At 39.0% G+C, this 20,683-nt stretch carries 15 protein-coding genes; 13 read left to right on the top strand and 2 right to left on the bottom strand.

The window, feature by feature from the left end; genetic code table 11:
* Nucleotides 1-74: 74 nt before the first annotated feature.
* Complete coding sequence (gene barA / locus GQR52_RS04140) at nt 75-2,849, bottom strand: two-component sensor histidine kinase BarA (RefSeq protein ID WP_165727557.1); 2,775 nt, start codon at nt 2,847-2,849, stop codon at nt 75-77.
* Nucleotides 2,850-2,958: 109 nt separating this feature from the next.
* Here barA and rlmD point away from each other — a divergent pair, with 109 nt between their 5' ends.
* The 5 genes from rlmD to eno all read left to right on the top strand — a co-directional run bounded on the left by rlmD (nt 2,959) and on the right by eno (nt 10,457).
* Entirely contained in the window at nt 2,959-4,284 is a 1,326-nt protein-coding gene (gene rlmD, locus GQR52_RS04135) for a 23S rRNA (uracil(1939)-C(5))-methyltransferase RlmD (protein ID WP_165727556.1), read from the top strand.
* Nucleotides 4,285-4,292: 8 nt separating this feature from the next.
* Nucleotides 4,293-6,449, top strand: a complete 2,157-nt coding sequence (gene relA, locus GQR52_RS04130) for a GTP diphosphokinase (RefSeq protein ID WP_010553214.1) — start codon at nt 4,293-4,295, stop codon at nt 6,447-6,449.
* A gap of 2 nt (nt 6,450-6,451) precedes the next feature.
* On the top strand, nt 6,452-7,249 hold the full coding sequence (gene mazG / locus GQR52_RS04125) for a nucleoside triphosphate pyrophosphohydrolase (RefSeq protein ID WP_165727555.1): 798 nt from the start codon (nt 6,452-6,454) through the stop codon (nt 7,247-7,249).
* A 162-nt stretch (nt 7,250-7,411) separates the two neighbouring features.
* On the top strand, nt 7,412-9,046 hold the full coding sequence (locus GQR52_RS04120) for a CTP synthase (protein WP_010553216.1): 1,635 nt from the start codon (nt 7,412-7,414) through the stop codon (nt 9,044-9,046).
* Nucleotides 9,047-9,158: 112 nt separating this feature from the next.
* Nucleotides 9,159-10,457, top strand: coding sequence for a phosphopyruvate hydratase (gene eno, locus GQR52_RS04115; protein WP_024589994.1), 1,299 nt, complete (start codon nt 9,159-9,161; stop codon nt 10,455-10,457).
* Between the two features lie 197 nt (nt 10,458-10,654).
* On the opposite strand, the gene mutH is transcribed toward eno, so the two are convergent.
* Nucleotides 10,655-11,326: a DNA mismatch repair endonuclease MutH gene (gene mutH, locus GQR52_RS04110; RefSeq protein ID WP_024589993.1), complete on the bottom strand. Its 672-nt coding sequence runs from the start codon at nt 11,324-11,326 to the stop codon at nt 10,655-10,657.
* A gap of 683 nt (nt 11,327-12,009) precedes the next feature.
* On the opposite strand from mutH, the gene rppH reads away from it, so the two are divergent.
* From rppH to GQR52_RS04070, 8 genes are all read left to right on the top strand, one after another.
* On the top strand, nt 12,010-12,528 hold the full coding sequence (gene rppH, locus GQR52_RS04105; protein WP_002958704.1) for an RNA pyrophosphohydrolase: 519 nt from the start codon (nt 12,010-12,012) through the stop codon (nt 12,526-12,528).
* Between the two features lie 30 nt (nt 12,529-12,558).
* Complete coding sequence (ptsP, locus tag GQR52_RS04100; RefSeq protein WP_165727554.1) at nt 12,559-14,823, top strand: phosphoenolpyruvate--protein phosphotransferase; 2,265 nt, start codon at nt 12,559-12,561, stop codon at nt 14,821-14,823.
* Nucleotides 14,824-14,913: 90 nt separating this feature from the next.
* Nucleotides 14,914-15,723: a sulfite exporter TauE/SafE family protein gene (locus GQR52_RS04095; protein WP_024589991.1), complete on the top strand. Its 810-nt coding sequence runs from the start codon at nt 14,914-14,916 to the stop codon at nt 15,721-15,723.
* Nucleotides 15,724-15,736: 13 nt separating this feature from the next.
* Nucleotides 15,737-16,540 (top strand): prolipoprotein diacylglyceryl transferase, encoded by an 804-nt coding sequence (gene lgt, locus GQR52_RS04090; protein ID WP_165727553.1) that lies wholly within the window; start codon nt 15,737-15,739, stop codon nt 16,538-16,540.
* Between the two features lie 10 nt (nt 16,541-16,550).
* The gene (locus GQR52_RS04085) at nt 16,551-17,402 is read left to right on the top strand and encodes a thymidylate synthase (protein WP_101217579.1); all 852 of its coding nucleotides are present in this window, start codon (nt 16,551-16,553) and stop codon (nt 17,400-17,402) included.
* Nucleotides 17,403-17,425: 23 nt separating this feature from the next.
* Nucleotides 17,426-18,304: a UTP--glucose-1-phosphate uridylyltransferase GalU gene (gene galU / locus GQR52_RS04080; RefSeq protein ID WP_007583126.1), complete on the top strand. Its 879-nt coding sequence runs from the start codon at nt 17,426-17,428 to the stop codon at nt 18,302-18,304.
* Between the two features lie 703 nt (nt 18,305-19,007).
* A complete protein-coding gene (locus tag GQR52_RS04075) occupies nt 19,008-19,691 on the top strand; it encodes an SPOR domain-containing protein (protein ID WP_024592961.1) in 684 nt (227 codons plus the stop codon).
* Between the two features lie 371 nt (nt 19,692-20,062).
* Nucleotides 20,063-20,617 (top strand): SPOR domain-containing protein, encoded by a 555-nt coding sequence (locus GQR52_RS04070; protein ID WP_165721033.1) that lies wholly within the window; start codon nt 20,063-20,065, stop codon nt 20,615-20,617.
* The last annotated feature ends 66 nt before the right edge of the window (nt 20,618-20,683 follow it).

The raw sequence follows: 20,683 nt of genomic DNA, 5'->3' as shown, positions 1-20,683 counted from the left end.
TACATAAGTATTTAAAAAGCTTAATTAAAAAAACGCGGTTAATGCCGCGTTTTTTTGTATCTAAAATTCAAAGCTTATCTTTGTAACTCAGTTACGCTTGCATCAGCAAGTAAGTTTTCAAGCTCGTCCTGTAGCTCAAATAATTCAGGTTCAATATTCTCTAACAAGCATTTATTTTTAAGTGATGTTTCAATTGTTTCTGCGAGTGATTTAAGTTTTGGTACACCAGTGTAGCAACATGCACCATGAAACTTGTGGACAATACTTAAGACTTGCTGACAATCATTACTCTCTATCGCTTTAGCAAGCAATGTAAGAGTTTCAGGGACGCTTAGAAGTAGCATATTAAGCATCTCTAGCGCTAACTCGCTCTTTCCTCCAGCACGCTGCAGGGCTTGTGCCCAATCAATTCGACTACTTTGAAATGGAGCCGGGCTTTGTGGTGTATCTGTTTTAGCTTTATCGCGATTAACCGGGGTCTGTGGACTATGGTCGCTAATAATTTGTTTAAGCATATCTTCATCAATAGGCTTAGTTAAATAGCCTTTAAAGCCATCTTTTAGTAGTTGCTCTTTTTCGCTTTGAAGGGCGTGTGCCGTTACAGCGATAATGGGTGTATCTTCATTAAGTGATGATTCTTGTATAAGCTTGCATGCGGTTATACCGTCCATAATTGGCATCTGAATATCCATAAAAATTATGTCGTATTTATGACTTTTACTTAAGCTGTATGCTTGTGAACCATTATGTGCCGTTTCTATTACTTCAATCTGTTCACTTAATAAAGTATGGAGAAGTTTTAAGTTGGCATCGTTATCATCAACAACTAATACTTTTAACGGCAGCAAAGCTTGATCGTTTTGTTCAATATTATGAGTAGGGTGGTCAAGCCTGTAAGGTGCGGCAAGTACTTCACATAACTTACGGTGATTAAGTGGTTTACTTAAACACGCATCAGCACCGCTGCCTATAAAGGCTTCTCGCATATTGTGCGATACTGTATTAAGCATTAAGTATAAGTAGTCTGTAGATTCACGCACGGCTTTTACATAGCTTTTTAGTTGCTGCATATCATCAACTGATGCCATATGGCCAATTAAGCAAACATCATATTTATGTTCAGTATTTTTTATAGCGTCTAAAAAGCTAGTCTCATTAAAACATGCCGTTACGCTTGATTCCCACTGAGTCAATAACGAAAGTACAGCGTGATGTGTATGCTCGTGTGGCTCTAAATACAAAATACGTTTACCAATGAGCGATTTAGTCGGTAAGTCGTTAGTAAATACATGATTGGGCAAACTAAACACACTATTGAATGTAAAACAGGTACCGTTACCTGGTGCAGAGTTTAATGTTATGCGGCCATTCATCGCTTCAACAATATGCTTGGTAATAATGAGGCCAAGACCTGTACCACCAAACTTACGTGTAATGCTTGAGTCTGCTTGCCCAAATGGAGTAAATAAAGAGTCTTGCTTATCCATAGGTATACCCACGCCAGTATCTGTTACTGACACAAGTAAAGAAGTACGTTCGTCATCGAGTAACCGATGGCTTATGTCGACCTTAATGGAGCCTTTTTCAGTAAATTTAATCGCATTACTTAATAGGTTTATCAGCACTTGTTTAAAGCGAGTGGGATCGCCCGTTAAGTCATCTGGTACTTGTTGGTTAATGTAAATGGATAGCTCTAATTGCTTATCGTGTGCGCTAGGAGCGAGTAGTGTCATCACTTCATTTACAGCATCACGAAGTTGAAACTGAATCGACTCAAGTTCCATTGCACCCGCTTCTAGTTTGGAGAAATCTAGAATGTCGCTAATAATAGTCATTAAACTATTTGCTGATAGCATAATAGTATCGAGATAATCTTTTTGATGTTTATTCAGCGGTGTTTTATAAAGCTGGCGTGTAAATCCAATAACACCATTTAGCGGAGTACGAAGTTCGTGACTCATTTTAGCTAAAAAGTCTGATTTTACGCGGTTAGCATCTTGAGCTTCTTTTTTTGCGAATGAGAGCTCTATATTTGAAGTTTCGTATTGCTCTAGTGTTTCGCGGTAGTCGCTAGTTGCTTGGTCAATATTTTTTTGCATTTCATCTTTTTGCATCACCATAGTGTGAGCAATGGTATTTAAGCCTTCTCGCAATAGCTCAAATTCACCTATCATGTTGTCGTTAAGGCCAGTACTTCTTTTACCTTCGACTAACTTGTCGGTTGCAAGTACTAACTTATTAAGCGGCGTCATAAACATGCGGCTTAACCTTAAAGCTAAAATTGCTGCAAACACCAATGATAAAATAATTACAATACCGCTAATTAATAAAGCACGTTGCTGCCCTATAACCGCTTGGTCTTTGTTTAGCTGTATAATAACGGTGCCCAGAGATGACTGAAAAGCAGATGGATCCCATTTAGAGTCGTGACTTGTATGGTTAATAATGGGCGTGAAGAATGTAACAAGCTCATCTGACTTTTGCACGTGGGTCGTTTTTAAATTTATGAGCGTCTTTTGATTAATTAACTTTTCAAATGAGCGGTGATAATTACTCGTCATTAATAGCGTATTATTTTTATCAAAAATTGCAATCGACTTAATTGTAGGGGAGTGCTTGTTATGTGTGTAGCTTATAAGGCGATTCAATAGCTGTTTGTTTTTTTCGAGCATGGGTTGCTCAAGCGCAATAGCAAGTGGCTCAGAAATAGTAGTACCTTGCTGATATAAAATTTCATCAAGCTCAATGTAACGATTTATTGTAAAATAGCCACCAAGTAGTAATCCTATGATCACCGTTGGGATCAGGGTCAGTGTTAAAACAGAATCGCGTAAGCCTAATTTGGTCATAATGGGAGCGTTTTATCGTTATTAGTATGATTTGAGTATATACGGTTCAACACGCATTCTAAAGCATCTAAATATAGGTGCTTCATAAATAAACTGAAGGTAATGCCTAATGGCGCAAATTTTTAAAGCGAAAAAAAAACCGCTTAAGCAACAAACATTAGAATTAAATATAACGGGAATGGATCATCAAGGGCGTGGCATTGCTAAGCATAATAATAAAGTATGCTTTGTAAGCGGTGCATTACCAAATGAAACAGTTAAAGCAATGCTCGTCGAAGATAAAGCTAAATACAGCAGTGCAAAAGTAATTAAAGTTATTAAAGCGAGTGAATCAAGAGTAGACGCTTTTTGTGAGCACTATAATCAGTGTGGTGGCTGCCAATTACAGCATTTAGAAGTAAGCCAACAAGTTGTAGAAAAACAAGCTGCAGTTACTCAGCTATTTAGTAAGTTTGCTAAATTAAACAGCTTAAACTGGCAAACTCCATTATTAAGTAAGTCTGTGCATTACAGGCGCAGCGCTCGCATAGCCGTTATGTTTGATAAAGCAGCAAAAAAAATGCGTGTGGGTTACAGAGCCAGTGGTTCAAAAAATATTGTGAGTATTAATAAATGTGCAGTACTTGATGAAGTATTTGCGGATGTTTTTACACTTTTCGATGGTTTAATTAATCAACACAAAGCGCTGCACAGTATAAGCCATTTACAGTTATGCCAAAGTGATGAGAAAAACTTTGTTGTTATTCGCCACACTAAAGCGATCAACGATGAATTTAAAGCAATAGTGGAACAAGCCTCACAAAGTCAGCAATATCAAATTGTATGGCAAAGCGAGAGCGATGTAATTGAGCATTTACACTTAGCCATGCCGTTTTATTATCTTAAAGAATTTGATCTAAAATTTGAATTTGGTTTAGGTAATTTTATTCAGGTAAATGCGCAAGTTAACGAAGCTATGTTAAAGCAAGCAGCAAATTGGCTTGATTTAAAAGGTGATGAAAATTTATTGGATTTATTTTGTGGCATTGGTAATTTCTCATTAGTGCTGGCAAAACAAGCAAAATCTGTAATTGGCGTAGAAGGTGTAACTTCAGCGGTTGCAATGGCTGCTCAAAATGCGCAAACTAACTCTATTACCAATGCGCAGTTTCATTGCTTTGATTTAACGCAAAGCATACAGAGCGCCCCATGGTTTAGTAAAAACTTAGATGTGCTTGTACTCGATCCTTCTAGGGCGGGTGCAATGGCTGTATTAGAGCAATTACCTTTAAAGCAGTTTAAAACTATTTTATATGTCTCTTGTGACCCTGTTACTTTAGCCCGTGACAGCGCAATTATTTCACAAGCTGGCTTTGATCTTAATAAAATTGGGCTAATGAATATGTTCCCTCATACAGGGCATATTGAAACTATGGCGTTATTTCAACGGAGGTAGAACGCATTATGGTAGCTACACGACAATCACATCAACAAGATGAGACAACAGATTTTAGCACTCGGCTTTCATTTCTTGCCTTGTCTGAAGAAAAAACAGAGCTACTTACTAAAGCGCAAGCGCTCTGCGTAAAATGTGATAATGAAAGCAGGCAAACTACTGCAATCGAAATGGTTGAAATTTTAGCTGAGCTAAATCTCGACCCCGAATCGTTAGCTACTGCGTATTTAACCCCGTATTTTTTAAACGATTTAATATCACTAGAAACCATAGAAGAGCAGCTTGGTAGTAATATAGCCATGCTGTTAACTGGGGTTGCACAAATGGCCACTATTAGTACTTTATCGCATCAAGGTAAAGGAACTATGCAAGTTGATAATATTCGAAAAATGTTATTAACCATGGTTGAAGATGTGCGCGCCGTGGTCATTAAGCTTGCCGAGCAGGTATGTCATTTACGTAATGTAAAAAATGCGGATGAAGAAGACCGCGTCATTGCCGCTAAAGAAACGGCTGATATTTTTGCACCATTGGCAAACAGATTAGGAATAGGGCAATTAAAGTGGGAACTGGAAGATTTATCGTTTAGATATTTGCACCCAGGCACCTATAAAAGCATAGCCAAACAACTTGACGACAAACGTCTTACGCGCGAAGCCTATATGGAAGATATGGTTGAGCAAGTAAAAAACCGTTTAAGTGAAGCGGGCATAGAGGCCCAAGTTTATGGCCGCCCCAAGCACATTTACAGCATTTATAAAAAAATGCAGCAAAAAAACTACGAGTTTGATCAGCTTTTTGATATTCGTGCAATGCGTATCGTTGTTGAACGCCTACAAGATTGTTATGGAGCGCTGGGTATTGTGCACACCAATTGGCGTCATCTTAATAAAGAGTTTGACGACTATGTAGCAACCCCAAAACAAAACGGCTATCAGTCAATCCATACCGTAGTATTTGGGCCTGAAGGTAAAACAGTAGAAATACAAATTCGTACCAGCGATATGCATCAAGATGCTGAGTTGGGTGTGGCTGCACACTGGATGTACAAAGAAGGTGCATTACCGGGACGCGGCTCGGGTTATGAGCAAAAAATTAGCTGGTTGCGTAAGTTACTTCAATGGCAAGAAGAAGTAGTCGATGGTGGCGATTTAGCAGAAGAGCTTAAAAACCAAGTAGTAGAAGACCGCGTATACATATTTACCCCAAGCGGCGATATTATCGATTTACCACTTGGCGCTACACCACTTGATTTTGCTTACTACATTCACTCAAATGTAGGGCATCGTTGTATTGGCGCAAAAATTTTCGGCAAAATAGTGCCGTTCACGCATCAACTTACAACTGGGGATCAGGTAGAAATACTGACCCAAAAACAACCAAATCCAAGTCGTGATTGGTTAAACCCGTCATTAGGATACATTAAGTCATCGCGCGCTAGAGCCAAAATTCATCACTGGTTTAAACAGCTCGACCGCGACAAAAACTTAAGTGCGGGGAAAGAAATTCTCGACAGTGAATTACAAAAGCTTAATTTAACATACAAAGATTTAGAGCCAGCCATCAAGCGTTTTAACTTTAAAGAACTTGATGACTTAATGGTTGCAATTGGTGCGGGCGATGTACGCCTCAATCAAATGCTTAACTTTGTAAGTGATCGGACAGAAGATGAACCGGTTATTCGTATTAAAGCGCCTAGCAAAGTAACCGGTGACAAAAACGGCATAGTGGTTGATGGCGTTGGTAGCTTAATGAGCCATGTAGCCAAATGCTGTCGTCCTGTCCCTGGCGATGAGATAATAGGTTATATAACGCAAGGTCGAGGAATAGGTGTTCATAAGGAAGACTGTGATTCGTTTAATAACTTAAAAAATCAGCATCCAGAGCGTGTTATTTCGGTAAGTTGGTCTGATGATATCAACGGCTCGTACGCACTAAGTATTAAAATAGAAGCAACCGATCGTTCAGGCCTCATACGCGATATAAGCTCAGTACTTGCTAACGAAAAAGTAAATGTTTTAAATATGAACGTAAATACGGTTGAAGATAATCAGTTAGCTATATTTACGATGCAAATAGAAGTACATGACTTATCGGGTACTAACCGTGTTCTTTCTAAGTTACACCAAATTGAAGGTGTACACGATGCCAAGCGTGGTCATTAATCATGAATGATAATGCAGCGCTTACACAACTTCTTAGCATAATGAAAACACTGCGAGATCCCAAGGGCGGTTGCCCGTGGGATCTCAAACAAGATTTTAAATCTATTGTGCCGCATACACTAGAAGAAGCATACGAAGTTGCCGACTGTATTGAGTCAGGCAACTTAGATGAGCTTAAAGGTGAATTGGGTGATTTGTTATTTCAAATTATTTTTTATGCGCAGCTTGCACAAGAGCAAAATCTATTTGATTTTAATGATGTAGTGGAGCAATTAAACGATAAGCTTACACGTCGTCACCCGCATGTATTTGGCGATAAAAAAGAGCTAACAGATAAGCAGCTATCGCACCAGTGGCAAACAATCAAAGCACAAGAGCGCAGTGCTAAAGCGCAAACAGAATCACCTTCTTTTTGGCAAGATATTCCTGCCAATATGCCAAGCTTAAGTAAAGCCAAAAAAATTCAACAACGGGTTGCCTCACTTGGTTTCGATTGGCCAACGTATCATGGTGCACTTGATAAAGTGAGCGAAGAAGTGCTTGAAGTAAAAGAAGCGATTGAGCAAGACCCGTTATCTGATCATACAGCGGAAGAGCTCGGCGACTTACTTTTTGCCACTGTTAATGTTGTACGCCATGTTAAACGAGATCCCGAACAACTGCTTCGTAGCGCTAATGATAAGTTTTCAGCGCGTTTTGAAAAGGTAAACGCCTATTTGCATGCGCAAGGTAAAAGCTTAGATACAGCCACCTTTGAAGAAATGGACAGCGCATGGGATGCGATTAAAAAAGTAAAATAGGCTTAATGTTAAATAGTGCACATTTTTTGTGCGCGCATTAGCTAATTTTAGCTGGATTGATAAGCAGTGTTTTGGTACAATTTCGCCCCGTCTTGATGATATACCCTTAGGCTCTTCTTTGGGTGTTATATTCCTTTTAATTCCTGATATTCTAGGGTTCGCATGAGTACAAAATTTATCTTCGTTACTGGCGGAGTTGTTTCTTCGTTGGGTAAAGGTATTGCCGCAGCTTCACTGGCCGCTATTTTAGAAGCCCGTGGTTTAAATGTTACCATTTTAAAGCTGGATCCTTACATCAACGTTGACCCAGGCACAATGAGCCCAATTCAACACGGTGAAGTTTACGTTACAGAAGACGGCGCAGAAACTGACCTTGATTTAGGTCACTACGAGCGTTTTATTCGTACCAAAATGACTAGTCGTAATAACTTCACACAAGGCCGTGTATATGAAGACGTATTACGTCGTGAGCGCCGTGGTGAATACTTAGGCGCTACTATTCAGGTTATTCCACATATCACTAACGATATTAAGCAACGTGTATACGACGGTGCTGAAGGTTATGATATTGCTATTGTAGAAATTGGCGGCACTGTAGGTGATATAGAATCACAACCGTTTATTGAAGCAATTCGTCAGATGGGAACTGAAATTGGCCGCGAACGCGCGCTATTTATTCACTTAACGTTAGTGCCATTTTTAGGCCCTGCAGGTGAAGTTAAAACAAAACCAACTCAGCACTCTGTTAAAGAGTTACGCTCAGTAGGTATTCAGCCAGATATTCTTATTTGTCGTTCAGACCGTAAACTACCTAATAATGAGCGTGCAAAAATCTCATTATTCACAAACGTAGAAGAAAAAGCGGTTATTTCATTACCTGACGTAGACAGCATTTATAAAATTCCAGCGCTATTAAAAACGCAAGAATTAGATAACTTCGTATGTCGTCGTTTTCACTTAGATCCACCAGAAGCTGATTTAGCTGAGTGGGAACAAGTACTTTATCAAGAGTCTAACCCAACGGGTGAAGTGACAATTGGTATGGTTGGTAAATACACTGAATTACCAGATGCGTACAAATCGGTTAATGAAGCATTAAAGCATGCGGGCCTTAAAAACCGTTTAACAATTAATATTCAATACGTAGATTCACAAGATTTAGAAAACAAAGGTGTTGAATTACTTTCACACTTAGATGCTATTTTAGTACCAGGTGGATTTGGCGGACGTGGTGTTGAGGGTAAAATCTTAGCGGCTAAATACGCACGTGAAAATAAAGTACCATACCTAGGTATTTGTTTAGGTATGCAAGTAGCATTAATTGAATATGCACGTAATGTTGCAGGCTTAACGGATGCAAACTCTACAGAGTTTAATGCAAATTCAGAAGCGCCAGTAGTTGGCTTAATTACTGAATGGCTAGATGCTGAAGGTAATGTTGAAACACGTAGCGAAAAATCTGATTTAGGTGGCACTATGCGTTTAGGCGCACAAAAATGTCATTTAACACCAGGTTCTAAAGTACGCGAAGTATATGGCAGCGACGAAATTGTTGAACGTCATCGTCATCGCTACGAAGTAAATAATAACTTTGTAGAAATACTTGAAAAAGCAGGCTTAAGCTTTACTGGTTTATCAGAAGATAAAAAACTGGTAGAAATTATCGAAAATAAAGATCACCCATGGTTTATTGCCGCGCAGTTCCACCCGGAATTCACGTCAACTCCACGTGATGGTCATCCGTTGTTTGAAGGGTTTGTAGCAGCCGCGCATATCCACCAAAAAGCGAATTCGTAATTTTAAAAGCCGTGCATATTGCACGGCTTTTTTGTTTTAAGGGCTGACTAAGCTATATAAAACGTAGTAAAGTTAGCTGAACTCACCATTTTGGGAATATAGAGGAATCAAGATGTCAGAAATCGTAAAAGTAATCGGTCGCGAAATTATGGACTCGCGTGGTAACCCAACTGTTGAAGCAGACGTACATTTAGCAGATGGCTCTTGGGGTCGTGCAGCAGCACCTTCAGGCGCATCTACTGGTACTCGTGAAGCATTAGAGTTACGCGACGGTGATAAATCACGTTACTTAGGTAAAGGTGTATTAAAAGCAGTTGGTTATATCAATAACGAAATTGCTGATGCTTTAAAAGGCCAAAGTGCATTAGATCAAAGCGCTGTAGATAAAGTGATGCTAGATTTAGACGGTACCGAAAATAAAGAAAAATTAGGTGCAAACGCAATCTTAGCTGTATCACTAGCAACCGCGAAAGCAGCTGCACAGTCTAAAAAAGTTGAGCTTTATGAACATATCGCTGACTTAAACGGCACGCCAGGTGTTTACTCTATGCCACTTCCAATGATGAACATCATCAATGGTGGTGAGCATGCAGATAACTCTGTAGATATTCAAGAATTCATGATCCAACCTGTTGGCGCTAAAAACTTCCGCGAAGGCCTACGCATGGGTGCTGAAGTATTCCATAGCCTTGCTAAAGTACTTAAAGCTGATGGTCATTCAACAGCGGTTGGCGATGAAGGTGGTTTTGCACCAAACCTTGCATCTAACGAAGCGGCTCTTGCTGCAATTAAAGTAGCTGTAGCAAACGCAGGTTACGAGCTAGGTAAAGATATTACTTTAGCGATGGATTGTGCTGCATCTGAGTTCTACGACAAAGAAGCAAACATCTACGACCTTAAGGGTGAAGGCAAAAAATTCACTTCTGAAGAATTTAACTTCTTCTTACAAGATCTTACTAATCAGTACCCAATCGTTTCTATTGAAGATGGTCTTGATGAGTCTGATTGGGATGGCTTTGCACATCAAACTAAACTAATGGGTGATAAAATCCAATTAGTAGGTGATGATTTATTTGTAACAAATACTAAGATTTTAAAACGTGGTATCGACAACGGTATTGCTAACTCAATCTTAATTAAGTTTAACCAAATCGGTTCTTTAACTGAAACTTTAGCTGCAATCAAAATGGCTAAAGATGCTGGTTTTACTGTTGTTATTTCTCACCGTTCTGGTGAAACTGAAGATTCAACAATTGCTGATTTAGCGGTTGGTACTGCTGCAGGTCAAATTAAAACAGGTTCATTGAGCCGTTCTGACCGTGTTGCAAAGTACAATCAATTACTACGTATTGAAGAGCAATTAGGTGATAAAGCACCGTACAACGGTCTTAAAGAAGTTAAAGGTCAGTAATTCTATTTTATATAGAATCTAATTTTTAATTTTAGATGATAAAATCCTCGCATAAGCGGGGATTTTTTATGCCTGATACTTTTTCAAAGATATGAGAATAAGTTGTAGGGTTAAGCTTGCTGGCGCGCGCACAGAGCGAAAGAGGGTGGCGGCAATAATATTAAAGGTTACTTAAGTTTTAATATTTTATAACACAGTTAAAGCTGAAACTGCTGCTTTAAAATATCACCTGTAAAACTGGTTTTTAAGTAAAAGCCACGGGGTAGGGTTTTAATTATTTGCCCATTTGGACCAATAGCATCAGTCACTATTTTGCTATGAGCTGCTTTAGGGCGTATTTGCATCGCATCGCCTAAATGGCCTGATATTTCGTCGACTCTACCTAGCGCAATTAGCTCCATTTGCTCTTCCCAGTCGCGCTGTAATAAAGCGTCCTGTTCAGGTGAGGGTTGCCACAAAAAGCCGCTGCCAATGGTTCTATCAAATGGGGCAATATCACGTTCGCTTAAAATTGGCAGCCATAAAACATGATTTAGTTTTTTACGTACAGAGCTGGTATGCCACGTCATTCCTGTAACGTTCATTAAGGGTGTAACCGATACAAAGGTCGTTTCTAGTGGCCTACCTTTATAGGAAATAGGGAGTGTTTTTAGCTCAATTCCTAAATCTTCAAAATCAGGAAGTGGTTTTGAGCCCGCAGTAGCACCTAGTACATATTCAATTAACTGACCAGTCCAACCTTTTTCGCGCAGTAAATCATCTGGCGTTTTAAAATTATACTTGTTAGCAAGCTGCCCTAGAGTTAATCCGGCAATATTATTAACGCGTTGCATTAAATCGTTTATTGAGTGTGGTTTTGTAGGTCGCATGTCATGCCAATTTTATTAAAATATGAATATTATAGTGGTTTAACAACTCACTAACTACGTTGAAATTACTTATGCGGAGAAACTGCATATGATAGTTTTTTGTTATTGAGCTACTTTTTATTGCGATTATAAATATCAATTCAACGTAATTAGTATTCTTAATTTCGGTTGTATAAATATCATAGCCATGATAGCAAATAGGCTAAGCCGTGGATATCACTAGATTTGTGTGTTTTTTGCTCGCTTGTTGTTTGAGTTAATTTTGAACATATCGAAATTAAGCTGCTTTACTTTAAGTTACTGACTCAGTTGGTTTTTTTAATGTTGTACATTCAGTTTTGATTAAGCAATTTAAAAGTTGTAAGGATAAATACAACTATATGAACATGTTTATCCACAGAATCTGTGGAGAAGCCAAGTTTTTAGATCTAATATTGTGGATTTGTTTGCAAAATGAGCGTGTTTTACAAAAGTTATGCACAAACTGTGAGTAACTAGAGGAAAACAAGAACCGCAATAGCCTTGTTAAGTTATTTTCCAAATATTTACCCACTCTCCATAATTTATCAATGTACTAAAAGCTCAAACTTAGCTTACTAATCGGGTTGGGTATAATAGTATTTGCCGTATTGCGGCTAATGTGGAACAATCATTAAAAATCGACTTACAAATGAGGCACTAAGGTGATTGATGCCGAAGGTTTTCGTGCCAATGTCGGAATTGTGATTTGCAATAATCAGGGACAGGTTTTTTGGGCCAGACGTTATGGTCAACACTCTTGGCAATTTCCCCAAGGTGGTGTTGATGATGGCGAAACTGCAGAACAAACCATGTACCGTGAATTACACGAAGAAGTAGGGTTGCGACCAGAAGATGTAGAAATAGTCGCAAGCTCAAAACATTGGTTACGCTATAAATTACCCAAACGATTAATCCGCCGAGACTCTAGTCCGGTGTGTATTGGGCAAAAACAAAAATGGTTTTTACTAAAATTACGCTGTAAAGACGAAGATGTAAATTTACTTAAAACCCATCATCCTGAATTTGATGATTGGCGCTGGGTAAGTTATTGGTATCCTGTAAGACAGGTTGTATCGTTTAAACGGGATGTTTATCGACGTGTAATGAAAGAGTTTGCTCCTTTCGCCATGCCTTTTAATAAGAGAGAACAACATAAAGATCATTGGCGAAGTAAAAGGTAGTTAATTCAGAATAAAATAAAGGAGCAGGACATGCTGGCTACACTGAGATCTATTGCGGAGTCTGTATCGCGACAAGCGAATTTAGACAGCGCATTAGTGTGCTTTGTGCAAATGGTTAAAGATGCCATGAAAACCCAGTGCTGCTCCATTTATTTTGCAGATTACAGCCAGGACAATTTTGTACTTATGGCAACCGAAGGGCTAAACCCCGATGCGGTAGGTAAGTTTAGAATTGGTTTTACCGAAGGTTTAGTTGGCCTAGTAGCGCAACGTGAAGAACCTATTAATATTGCATTTGCTAAATCGCATCCTCGTTTTAAGCTCTCCCCCGAAGTAAATGAAGAAGGCTACAACGCTTTTTTATCTGTACCCGTTGTTCATCAAAAAAAAGTACTGGGCGTTATTGTTGTCCAACAAAAGATGGCACGTGTATTTAGCCAAGACGAAGAGTCGTTTTTAATAACGCTTTCTGCCCAACTTGCGTCACAGTTAGCGCATGCTGAAATTAAAGAAATACTACGCCAAGATGAATCATCTCATCAAACGTCTGTTTTAAAAGGTGTATCGAGCGCGCCAGGAATAGGTATAGGACAAGCATTTGTTGTATTACCAAAACTTGATTTTAAATCTATTGAGCTTTTAAAAGACAGTGACGTCACTGAGCAGCGTCGTTTGTTTACTCAAGCTGTAGCTGCAACGCGCAAAGAATTTAATACCCTATCGATGACGCTAAGCGATTCTATTCCGCACGAAGCTCTTGCGGTATTTGATGTGTATCAACAACTGCTTGATGCTAAAAGTTTAGGGCATAATGTTGAAATGCAATTACAAGAAGGGTGGTGTGCTAAAAGCGCCCTAAAAATTGTAATAGAGCGTTTAATATCTCAATTTAATGCCATGCAAGACCCTTATATAAAAGAGCGTGCTATTGACGTTAAAGACATTGGTCTTCGCGTATTACACCACCTTGTAAATACCGAGCACGCTGTTAAAAATTATCCGGCCAACACTATTTTAATTGCTAATACCTTAACACCCGCCATGCTTGCTGAAGTGCCAAAAGGTCATTTAATAGGCGTTGTAAGCGTAAATGGCTCTGCAAATAGCCATGCTTCTATATTAACGCGTGCGATGGGCATTCCTGCCATTTGGGGTATAGAGGATTTACCTCTACTGCAGTTTAATGGCAAACCGATGATTTTAGATGCATTTGCTGGGCGTTTATATATATCGCCTTCACAAATGCTGATGGACGAATACACAGAGTTACAGCATCAAGATAACCTACTTAATAACCGCTTTTTAGCTGAGCAAGACTCAGAATCAATTACGCTTGACGGTGAACATGTTAGCTTATTATTAAACGCAGGCCTTGAGCTTAATACTGAGCAAAGTAGCGCTCATATTTGTGACGGTGTGGGGCTTTATCGAACCGAAGCGTGGTTTATGCAAAAGGGTCAGTTTCCTTCGCAATCAGAGCAAGAAAATTGGTACCGAGAAGTACTAACTAGCTATCATCCTAATCCTGTGGTTATGCGTACATTGGATATTGGGGGCGATAAGGTACTTGATTACTTTAATATTACCGAAGAAAACCCATTTTTAGGTTGGCGTGGTATTCGTATAAGCCTTGATCATCCAGAGTTATTTTTAGATCAACTAAAAGCGATGCTTAAAGCAAATATTGGTTTGGGTAATTTAAAAATAATGCTCCCTATGATCAGTGGCACTGAAGAAGTTGATGAGTCACTTGCGTTATTTGAACAGGCTTATTTTGAGTTAAGTGAAAAATACCCAGAGCAAACCATAGAAAGACCCGACATAGGAATAATGCTGGAAGTACCTTCAAGTGTATTTATGCTTCCAGAGTGGTCAAAAAAAGTTGATTTTTGCTCAGTAGGCAGTAACGATTTAACACAGTATTTATTAGCAGTAGACAGGGCTAACGCACGTGTAGCCGAACTTTTTAACCCTTATCACCCAGGTGTACTAAGAGTACTAAATAAAGTGGCGCACGAATGTGAGCAATATGAACTGCCATTTAGTTTGTGTGGTGAACTAGGCGGCGATCCTGAAGGAGCTATTTTACTTATTGCCATGGGGTACAGACGCCTGAGTATGAATTTATCATCGCTTAATAAAGTGAAGTGGGTACTTAGGCGTTTAAATGTCAGTGACATGGAACAACTACTAAGTGAATGTTTAGCGCAATCCACAGCCAAACAAGTACTACGTTTAACGCGAAGCTTTATGCTAGAGCATAAATTAGGTGATTTGTTTTACACCCCAAAATAAGCTTGTACACCTAATTAATTGCAATACACAGATGCTATTAGTTTTATAATCCTTTAATATATAAACCTTAAAAGGGTATTTGAGATTACTATGTATGACTTAGGTTTGTTAGTCGCAAGCTGCGCACTACTAGGCTGTATTGTTGGGTTTTTAGCTGGGTTACTAGGCATTGGCGGCGGTTTAATTATCGTTCCAGTACTAAGCACTCTGCTACTCTCATTTAATGTAACGTCGGCTGATCATGTATTAGTAATTGCTATTGCAACCTCACTCGCTTCTATTTTATTTACTTCAACGTCTTCAGCGCTGGCTCATCATAAAAATGATAATGTGCCTTGGGCAATCGCCCCGTGGGTTATGTCGGGTGTTGCTTTAGGTGCACTTATTAGTGGCTTTGCAGCAAGTTTAATCCCTGAACAAATATTACGTACAGTGTTTGCTATAAGTGTTGTATTTATTGCAGCAAGAATGGTGCTCTCCGCGCGTAATAAACCGATGTCAGAAAAACCGTTGCCGGCTGGTCCTATTTTAGGGGGCGTTTCTGCAATAATGGGCGGGTTATCAGGTTTAATAGGGATTGGCGGCGGAGCTTTAATAGTACCGATGCTTAATTATTTTTCGGTTGATATAAAAAAAGCAATTGGCTGCGCGGCAGCGTGCGGAATTGTTATTGCATTATTTGGCTCTATTGGTTACATCAGCGCAGGCTGGCATGTTACCGATTTAGAGCATGGTTTTGCCGGGTTTGTTTATTTACCTGCATTATTTGGGATTGTTATTACCTCGTGGTTTGTTGCGCCCATTGGCGCCAAAGCAACTCACTATTTACCTGTTAATACAATTAAGAAAGTTTTCGCGGTACTGCTTGTAGTTATCGCAATTAAAATGGTTTTTAGCTAAAGGTTTATTTTTTATGGCACTTGAGTTTCCTCAAATTGATCCAATTATTTTTTCTGTTGGACCGCTAAGCGTACGTTGGTATGGCTTAATGTACTTAATAGGTTTTGCATTTGCGATGTGGTTTGCTAATCGTCAAGCGTCAAAGCCAAATTCGGGTTGGACTAAAGACCAAGTAAGCGATTTACTGTTTTACGGCATGTTAGGGGTAATACTAGGTGGGCGTATTGGCTACGTATTGTTTTACCAGTTTAGTTATTTTATAGAAAACCCACTGTATTTATTTAGGATAGATCAGGGCGGTATGTCGTTCCATGGTGGAACACTTGGCGTTATAACCGCCGTCGCAATTTTTTCGTGGACGCGTAAAAAGTCACTGCTTCAAGTAGGCGACTTTGTTGCACCACTTGTTCCTGTAGGGCTTTTAGCAGGGCGTATTGGTAACTTTATAAACGGTGAGTTATGGGGCCGAGTTACTGACGTGCCATGGGCAATGGTATTTCCAACGGGCGGTCCGCTTGCGCGTCACCCATCGCAGTTATACGAAGCATTTTTTGAAGGCTTAGTGCTGTTTTTAATCCTGCAATGGTTTATTAAAAAACCACGTCCAGCAGGGAGTGTAGCCGGTGTGTTTTTATTAGGTTACGGCGTGTTTAGATTCTGTATTGAATATTTCCGCCAACCCGATGCACAACTAGGTTTATTTGCCGACTTTATTTCAATGGGACAAATATTGTCACTTCCTATGATAGTGGGTGGTTTAGGTTTATTAATTTGGGCATACAAGCAACCACAACGCGTTAAAACAGCTAAGGCATAATTAGAAAAGCATGAAACAATATTTAAAATTATGTCAGCGTATTGTTGACGAAGGTCAGTGGGTCGAAAACAAACGTACCGGTACGCGTTGTTTAACCGTTATTAATGCCGATTTAGAATACGATGTGGCTAATAATAAGTTTCCAATGATCACGACGCGCAAAAGTTACTACAAAGCAGCGATTGCTGAGTTACTAGGATATTTACGCGGGTACGACAGCGCTGAGCAGTTTCGTGAGATTGGCTGTAAAACGTGGGATGCTAACGCAAACGATAACAACGCATGGCTTAATAATCCTCACCGTAAAGGCGAGGACGATATGGGCCGTGTTTATGGCGTACAAGGCCGTGGTTGGCAACGTCCAGATGGCTCAACGCTTGATCAGCTTTCCAAAGTTATTAATAACTTAAAAAATGGCATTGATGACCGTGGTGAAATAATCACGTTTTATAATCCAGGTGAGTTTGAGCTTGGTTGTTTGCGGCCGTGTATGCATACGCACACTTTTTCGCTACTTGGCGATACGCTATATTTAACGTCATACCAGCGAAGCTGTGATGTACCGCTCGGCCTTAATTTCAATCAAATTCAGTGTTTTGTGTTGCTTGCGTTAGTGGCTCAAATTACCGGCCACAAAGCGGGTAAGGCGTATCATAAAATTGCTAATGCACACATTTACGAAAACCAACTTGAACTGATGCGAGACGTGCAGTTAACGCGTGAGCCATTTGAATCACCTCAGTTAAAAATTAATCCAAAAATTAAATCATTAGAAGACATAGAAACGTGGGTAACACGAGACGACTTTGAAGTAATAGGCTATCAATGCCATGAAGCGATTCAATATCCATTTTCAGTATAATAAAAGATTAAGGAAAACATAAAATGAAAGCAGTGATCCCAGTAGCGGGCCTTGGTACTCGTATGTTACCAGCCACTAAAGCAATTCCTAAAGAAATGCTTCCAGTGGTAGACCGTCCTTTAATTCAATATGTAGTAAACGAAGCCGTTGCTGCAGGAATTAAAGAAATAGTGTTAGTAACGCACTCAAGTAAAAATTCAATCGAAAATCACTTCGATACAAGTTTTGAACTAGAAGCTACTTTAGAAAAGCGTGTTAAGCGGCAACTACTTGCCGAAGTGCAAGCAATCTGCCCTAAAGACGTAACCATTATTCACGTACGCCAAGGTGAAGCAAAAGGCTTAGGCCATGCTATTAGTTGTGCAGCGCCTATTATTGGTAACGAACCGTTTGTAGTTATTTTACCAGATGTAATTATTGATGATGTAGAGAGCGATCTTAAAAAAGATAACTTAGCAGAAATGATCGCTAATTTTGAGAAAACCAAGCACAGCCAAATTATGGTAGAACCAGTACCAATGGCACAAGTGAACCAGTTTGGTGTGGTTGATTTAGGTGATGTTGACTTAAAGCAAGGTGAAAGCTCGCCAATTCTTAATATGGTAGAAAAGCCGCCAGTAGATGAAGCTCCATCAAACTTAGCTGTAGTGGGTCGATACGTATTAAGCGAAAATATCTGGCCGTTACTTGCAAAAACTCCGCAAGGTGCAGGCGACGAAATTCAATTAACTGACGCAATTGCGATGTTAATGGAACACGAAAAAGTAGATGCATACGCTATAAAAGGCCGTAGCCACGATTGTGGAAGTAAAATTGGTTACTTAAAAGCAACGATTGAATTTGCACTTCGTCGCGACGAATTTGCCGATGAATTAAAATCATTTATCAAAAAACTGATTTAACAGTTAACGTAAAACATGAAAGGCGCCTATATCGGCGCCTTTTTTTATGAGTTTTATCAGGGCCTGTTTATCTTTCGAGGTTAAATTTGCAGCAGGCTGTTTGGTATTTAAGCAAGGCAGAGCCTATGTAGTGTGGTTATTCCCCATAAATAGGCGATAACGTAGCATAAATGCCAAACATGCGCTGCCCGAAGGGTTCTGCCTCGGGGCAATTTACTCTTTGTTGCCTACATGGATGTAGGTAAGGGGCGTGAGCAGGACGCGGAAGCTTTACTCGGTTTTTACTTATTCTTACATGGATGTAAGCCAGTAGAATAACGCAGGAGCAGTTATCGAGCCCACTAGGTTACAAACCTCGCGCCGCGATTAAATGGCCCCTAGATTGAACAAATTTTAATCCTGAAAGGTCAACAGGCCCTAGAATAAAATAAGAAAAGGAATAGCTCTAAAATAAAAGTTTTTAAGTCATTACAGACATATTGTTATTTATGTTGTAAAGTTTGTGTTAATTGGCATTGAATTTGTATTAAATAATGCTCTCAAGGAAGGGGTGGAGTATGCAGCGTTGTGTTTTACGAAATACTGACAAGCATGCGAAGAGCTAAGTTTTATAGCTCACAGCTTAAATAAAGTTAAACGCTTTCTTGTGAGAATGTTTAACTGAAATGTAGTGTAAAAACACTGCTTTCAGGACAACTAATACATGTTTATATATAAAAAAAATAATATTGGGCTTTTACTTAGCTTGCTAATGCTTTTATTTGGTACAGCATGCAGCGTCTCGCCTGAAATAAAAACCATTGATGAACAACCTCAAAGTAACTCGCCTGACTACGTATCAATTACAGCCCTTGAACTTGCACAGCTAAAAGATGCCGCAATGCAGTGGCAACAAGCTCGTGAAGGCATAGAGCGAATTTTAAGATTAGAAAAAGAAATAACTTACCTCGTAAATCATATCGATATTATAAACAGCAAAGCTATTGCGCAGTCTAATCAAGGGTATAGCAGCAAGTCTGTACGCTCACCACGAAACACACGTAATGTTAAATCACGCCAACAAGTTAAACAAAATTACAGTAATAAAAAACAAACTGTAAAATTAAATAAACCTAAACATGTATTTGCTTTACAGGTAGCTTCGGTTGACTCAGAGCAAGGTGTGGCTAAAGCATGGCAAGAGCTAAATACTAAAGCAGCACCGTTGTTTAGAGACAAAATATTGACTAACGTAGAAACCGCCAAAATAAACGACAAAATGTTTTACAGGCTGAAACTTGGCTCTTACCAAAACTTTAAAAATGCAAAAGCAGACTGTGACGTATTCAAGTTATATAAACTCGATTGCATAGTAAGTAACTACACTGATAAGCCAGTAAAGCTTTAGCGCACAGCATGTAATATCAATCTACAATAATACCTAATCAATTTGAAGGATTAGACCTGACGCTAACTTCGCTAATAATTTTTGATATACGACGGCATGTATGCCGGAGTTAGAGCAATGCAGCAACAATTAGTGATACCAACTAAATGATGAAATTTTGCCTTGTTATCGATATGGCTTTTCTTACCTCAAAATAAACTACTTAATTAAAAAGTTGCTATAAAGTGGCGCAAAATTTGCTTTGATTTATTATCTTGGTTAGTAGAGTGCATTTTGCAATGCGGTATTTTAAGTCTTGTCATTTAATATCAGTTTTATTCTTATCTTTTTATTTATATGGATGTAGCAGCGCAACTGTAAATAACGAGAGCGTGCAGCATTCTTTAATTACTGATAAACAAGTAAAAGAGTATGTTTCGCAGTGGCACTTACAGCAAGAAAGCATTGGTCGTTTAACTGCTATGGAAGATGATTTACAGCTGTTAATTATGGCGTTATCGTCTCGAAGTGAATTAACTGAAAACCCTCCTTTACTCATGCAAAGTAAAACCGATATCACCTATGGTAATCAGCCTTCACAGAATTTGGAACCGACGGCACTAAATAACACTCCCGAAGTAAAAACACCAAACTTACAAAATTCAGAACTCACCTTAACAGATGAAACTAAAATTGGAGCACAGCTTGGTTGGTATTTAAAGCCAGAGCTTGTTAAAGCAAGAGTCGAAAGGCTTAAGCAATTATACCCCAGTGCATTTACTCAATTTAATTTTACTATGTTTGAACGTAAAAATAATAATATGACTTTGTATGGATTACGTGTAGGTCCATTTAAAAACGATGCTCAAGTAAGTGCGTTTTGTTATTTAGCTAATCAGCTTGATCAAGTATGTAATATTGCTGCTTTTGTCGGAAAACCAATATAATTAATAAATTAGGCCTTTTAAACTTATATAGTATTAAAGTATTTGTACTAATAGTCGATACTAACT

This window comes from Pseudoalteromonas sp. 31A1, from assembly GCF_011378815.1.
GTDB lineage: Bacteria > Pseudomonadota > Gammaproteobacteria > Enterobacterales > Alteromonadaceae > Pseudoalteromonas > Pseudoalteromonas arctica.
The sequence above is the reverse complement of the archived record's forward strand: the minus strand, read 5'-3'. Positions and strand labels throughout refer to the sequence as shown.

Bases quoted from the DNA above. Each gene is read 5' to 3' on its own strand.
- barA (WP_165727557.1), bottom strand. From the start codon at position 2,849: ATGACCAAATTAGGCTTACGCGATTCTGTTTTAACACTGACCCTGATC.
- rlmD (WP_165727556.1), top strand. From the start codon at position 2,959: ATGGCGCAAATTTTTAAAGCGAAAAAAAAACCGCTTAAGCAACAAACA.
- relA (WP_010553214.1), top strand. From the start codon at position 4,293: ATGGTAGCTACACGACAATCACATCAACAAGATGAGACAACAGATTTT.
- mazG (WP_165727555.1), top strand. From the start codon at position 6,452: ATGAATGATAATGCAGCGCTTACACAACTTCTTAGCATAATGAAAACA.
- GQR52_RS04120 (WP_010553216.1), top strand. From the start codon at position 7,412: ATGAGTACAAAATTTATCTTCGTTACTGGCGGAGTTGTTTCTTCGTTG.
- eno (WP_024589994.1), top strand. From the start codon at position 9,159: ATGTCAGAAATCGTAAAAGTAATCGGTCGCGAAATTATGGACTCGCGT.
- mutH (WP_024589993.1), bottom strand. From the start codon at position 11,326: ATGCGACCTACAAAACCACACTCAATAAACGATTTAATGCAACGCGTT.
- ptsP (WP_165727554.1), top strand. From the start codon at position 12,559: ATGCTGGCTACACTGAGATCTATTGCGGAGTCTGTATCGCGACAAGCG.
- GQR52_RS04095 (WP_024589991.1), top strand. From the start codon at position 14,914: ATGTATGACTTAGGTTTGTTAGTCGCAAGCTGCGCACTACTAGGCTGT.
- lgt (WP_165727553.1), top strand. From the start codon at position 15,737: ATGGCACTTGAGTTTCCTCAAATTGATCCAATTATTTTTTCTGTTGGA.
- GQR52_RS04085 (WP_101217579.1), top strand. From the start codon at position 16,551: ATGAAACAATATTTAAAATTATGTCAGCGTATTGTTGACGAAGGTCAG.
- galU (WP_007583126.1), top strand. From the start codon at position 17,426: ATGAAAGCAGTGATCCCAGTAGCGGGCCTTGGTACTCGTATGTTACCA.
- GQR52_RS04075 (WP_024592961.1), top strand. From the start codon at position 19,008: ATGTTTATATATAAAAAAAATAATATTGGGCTTTTACTTAGCTTGCTA.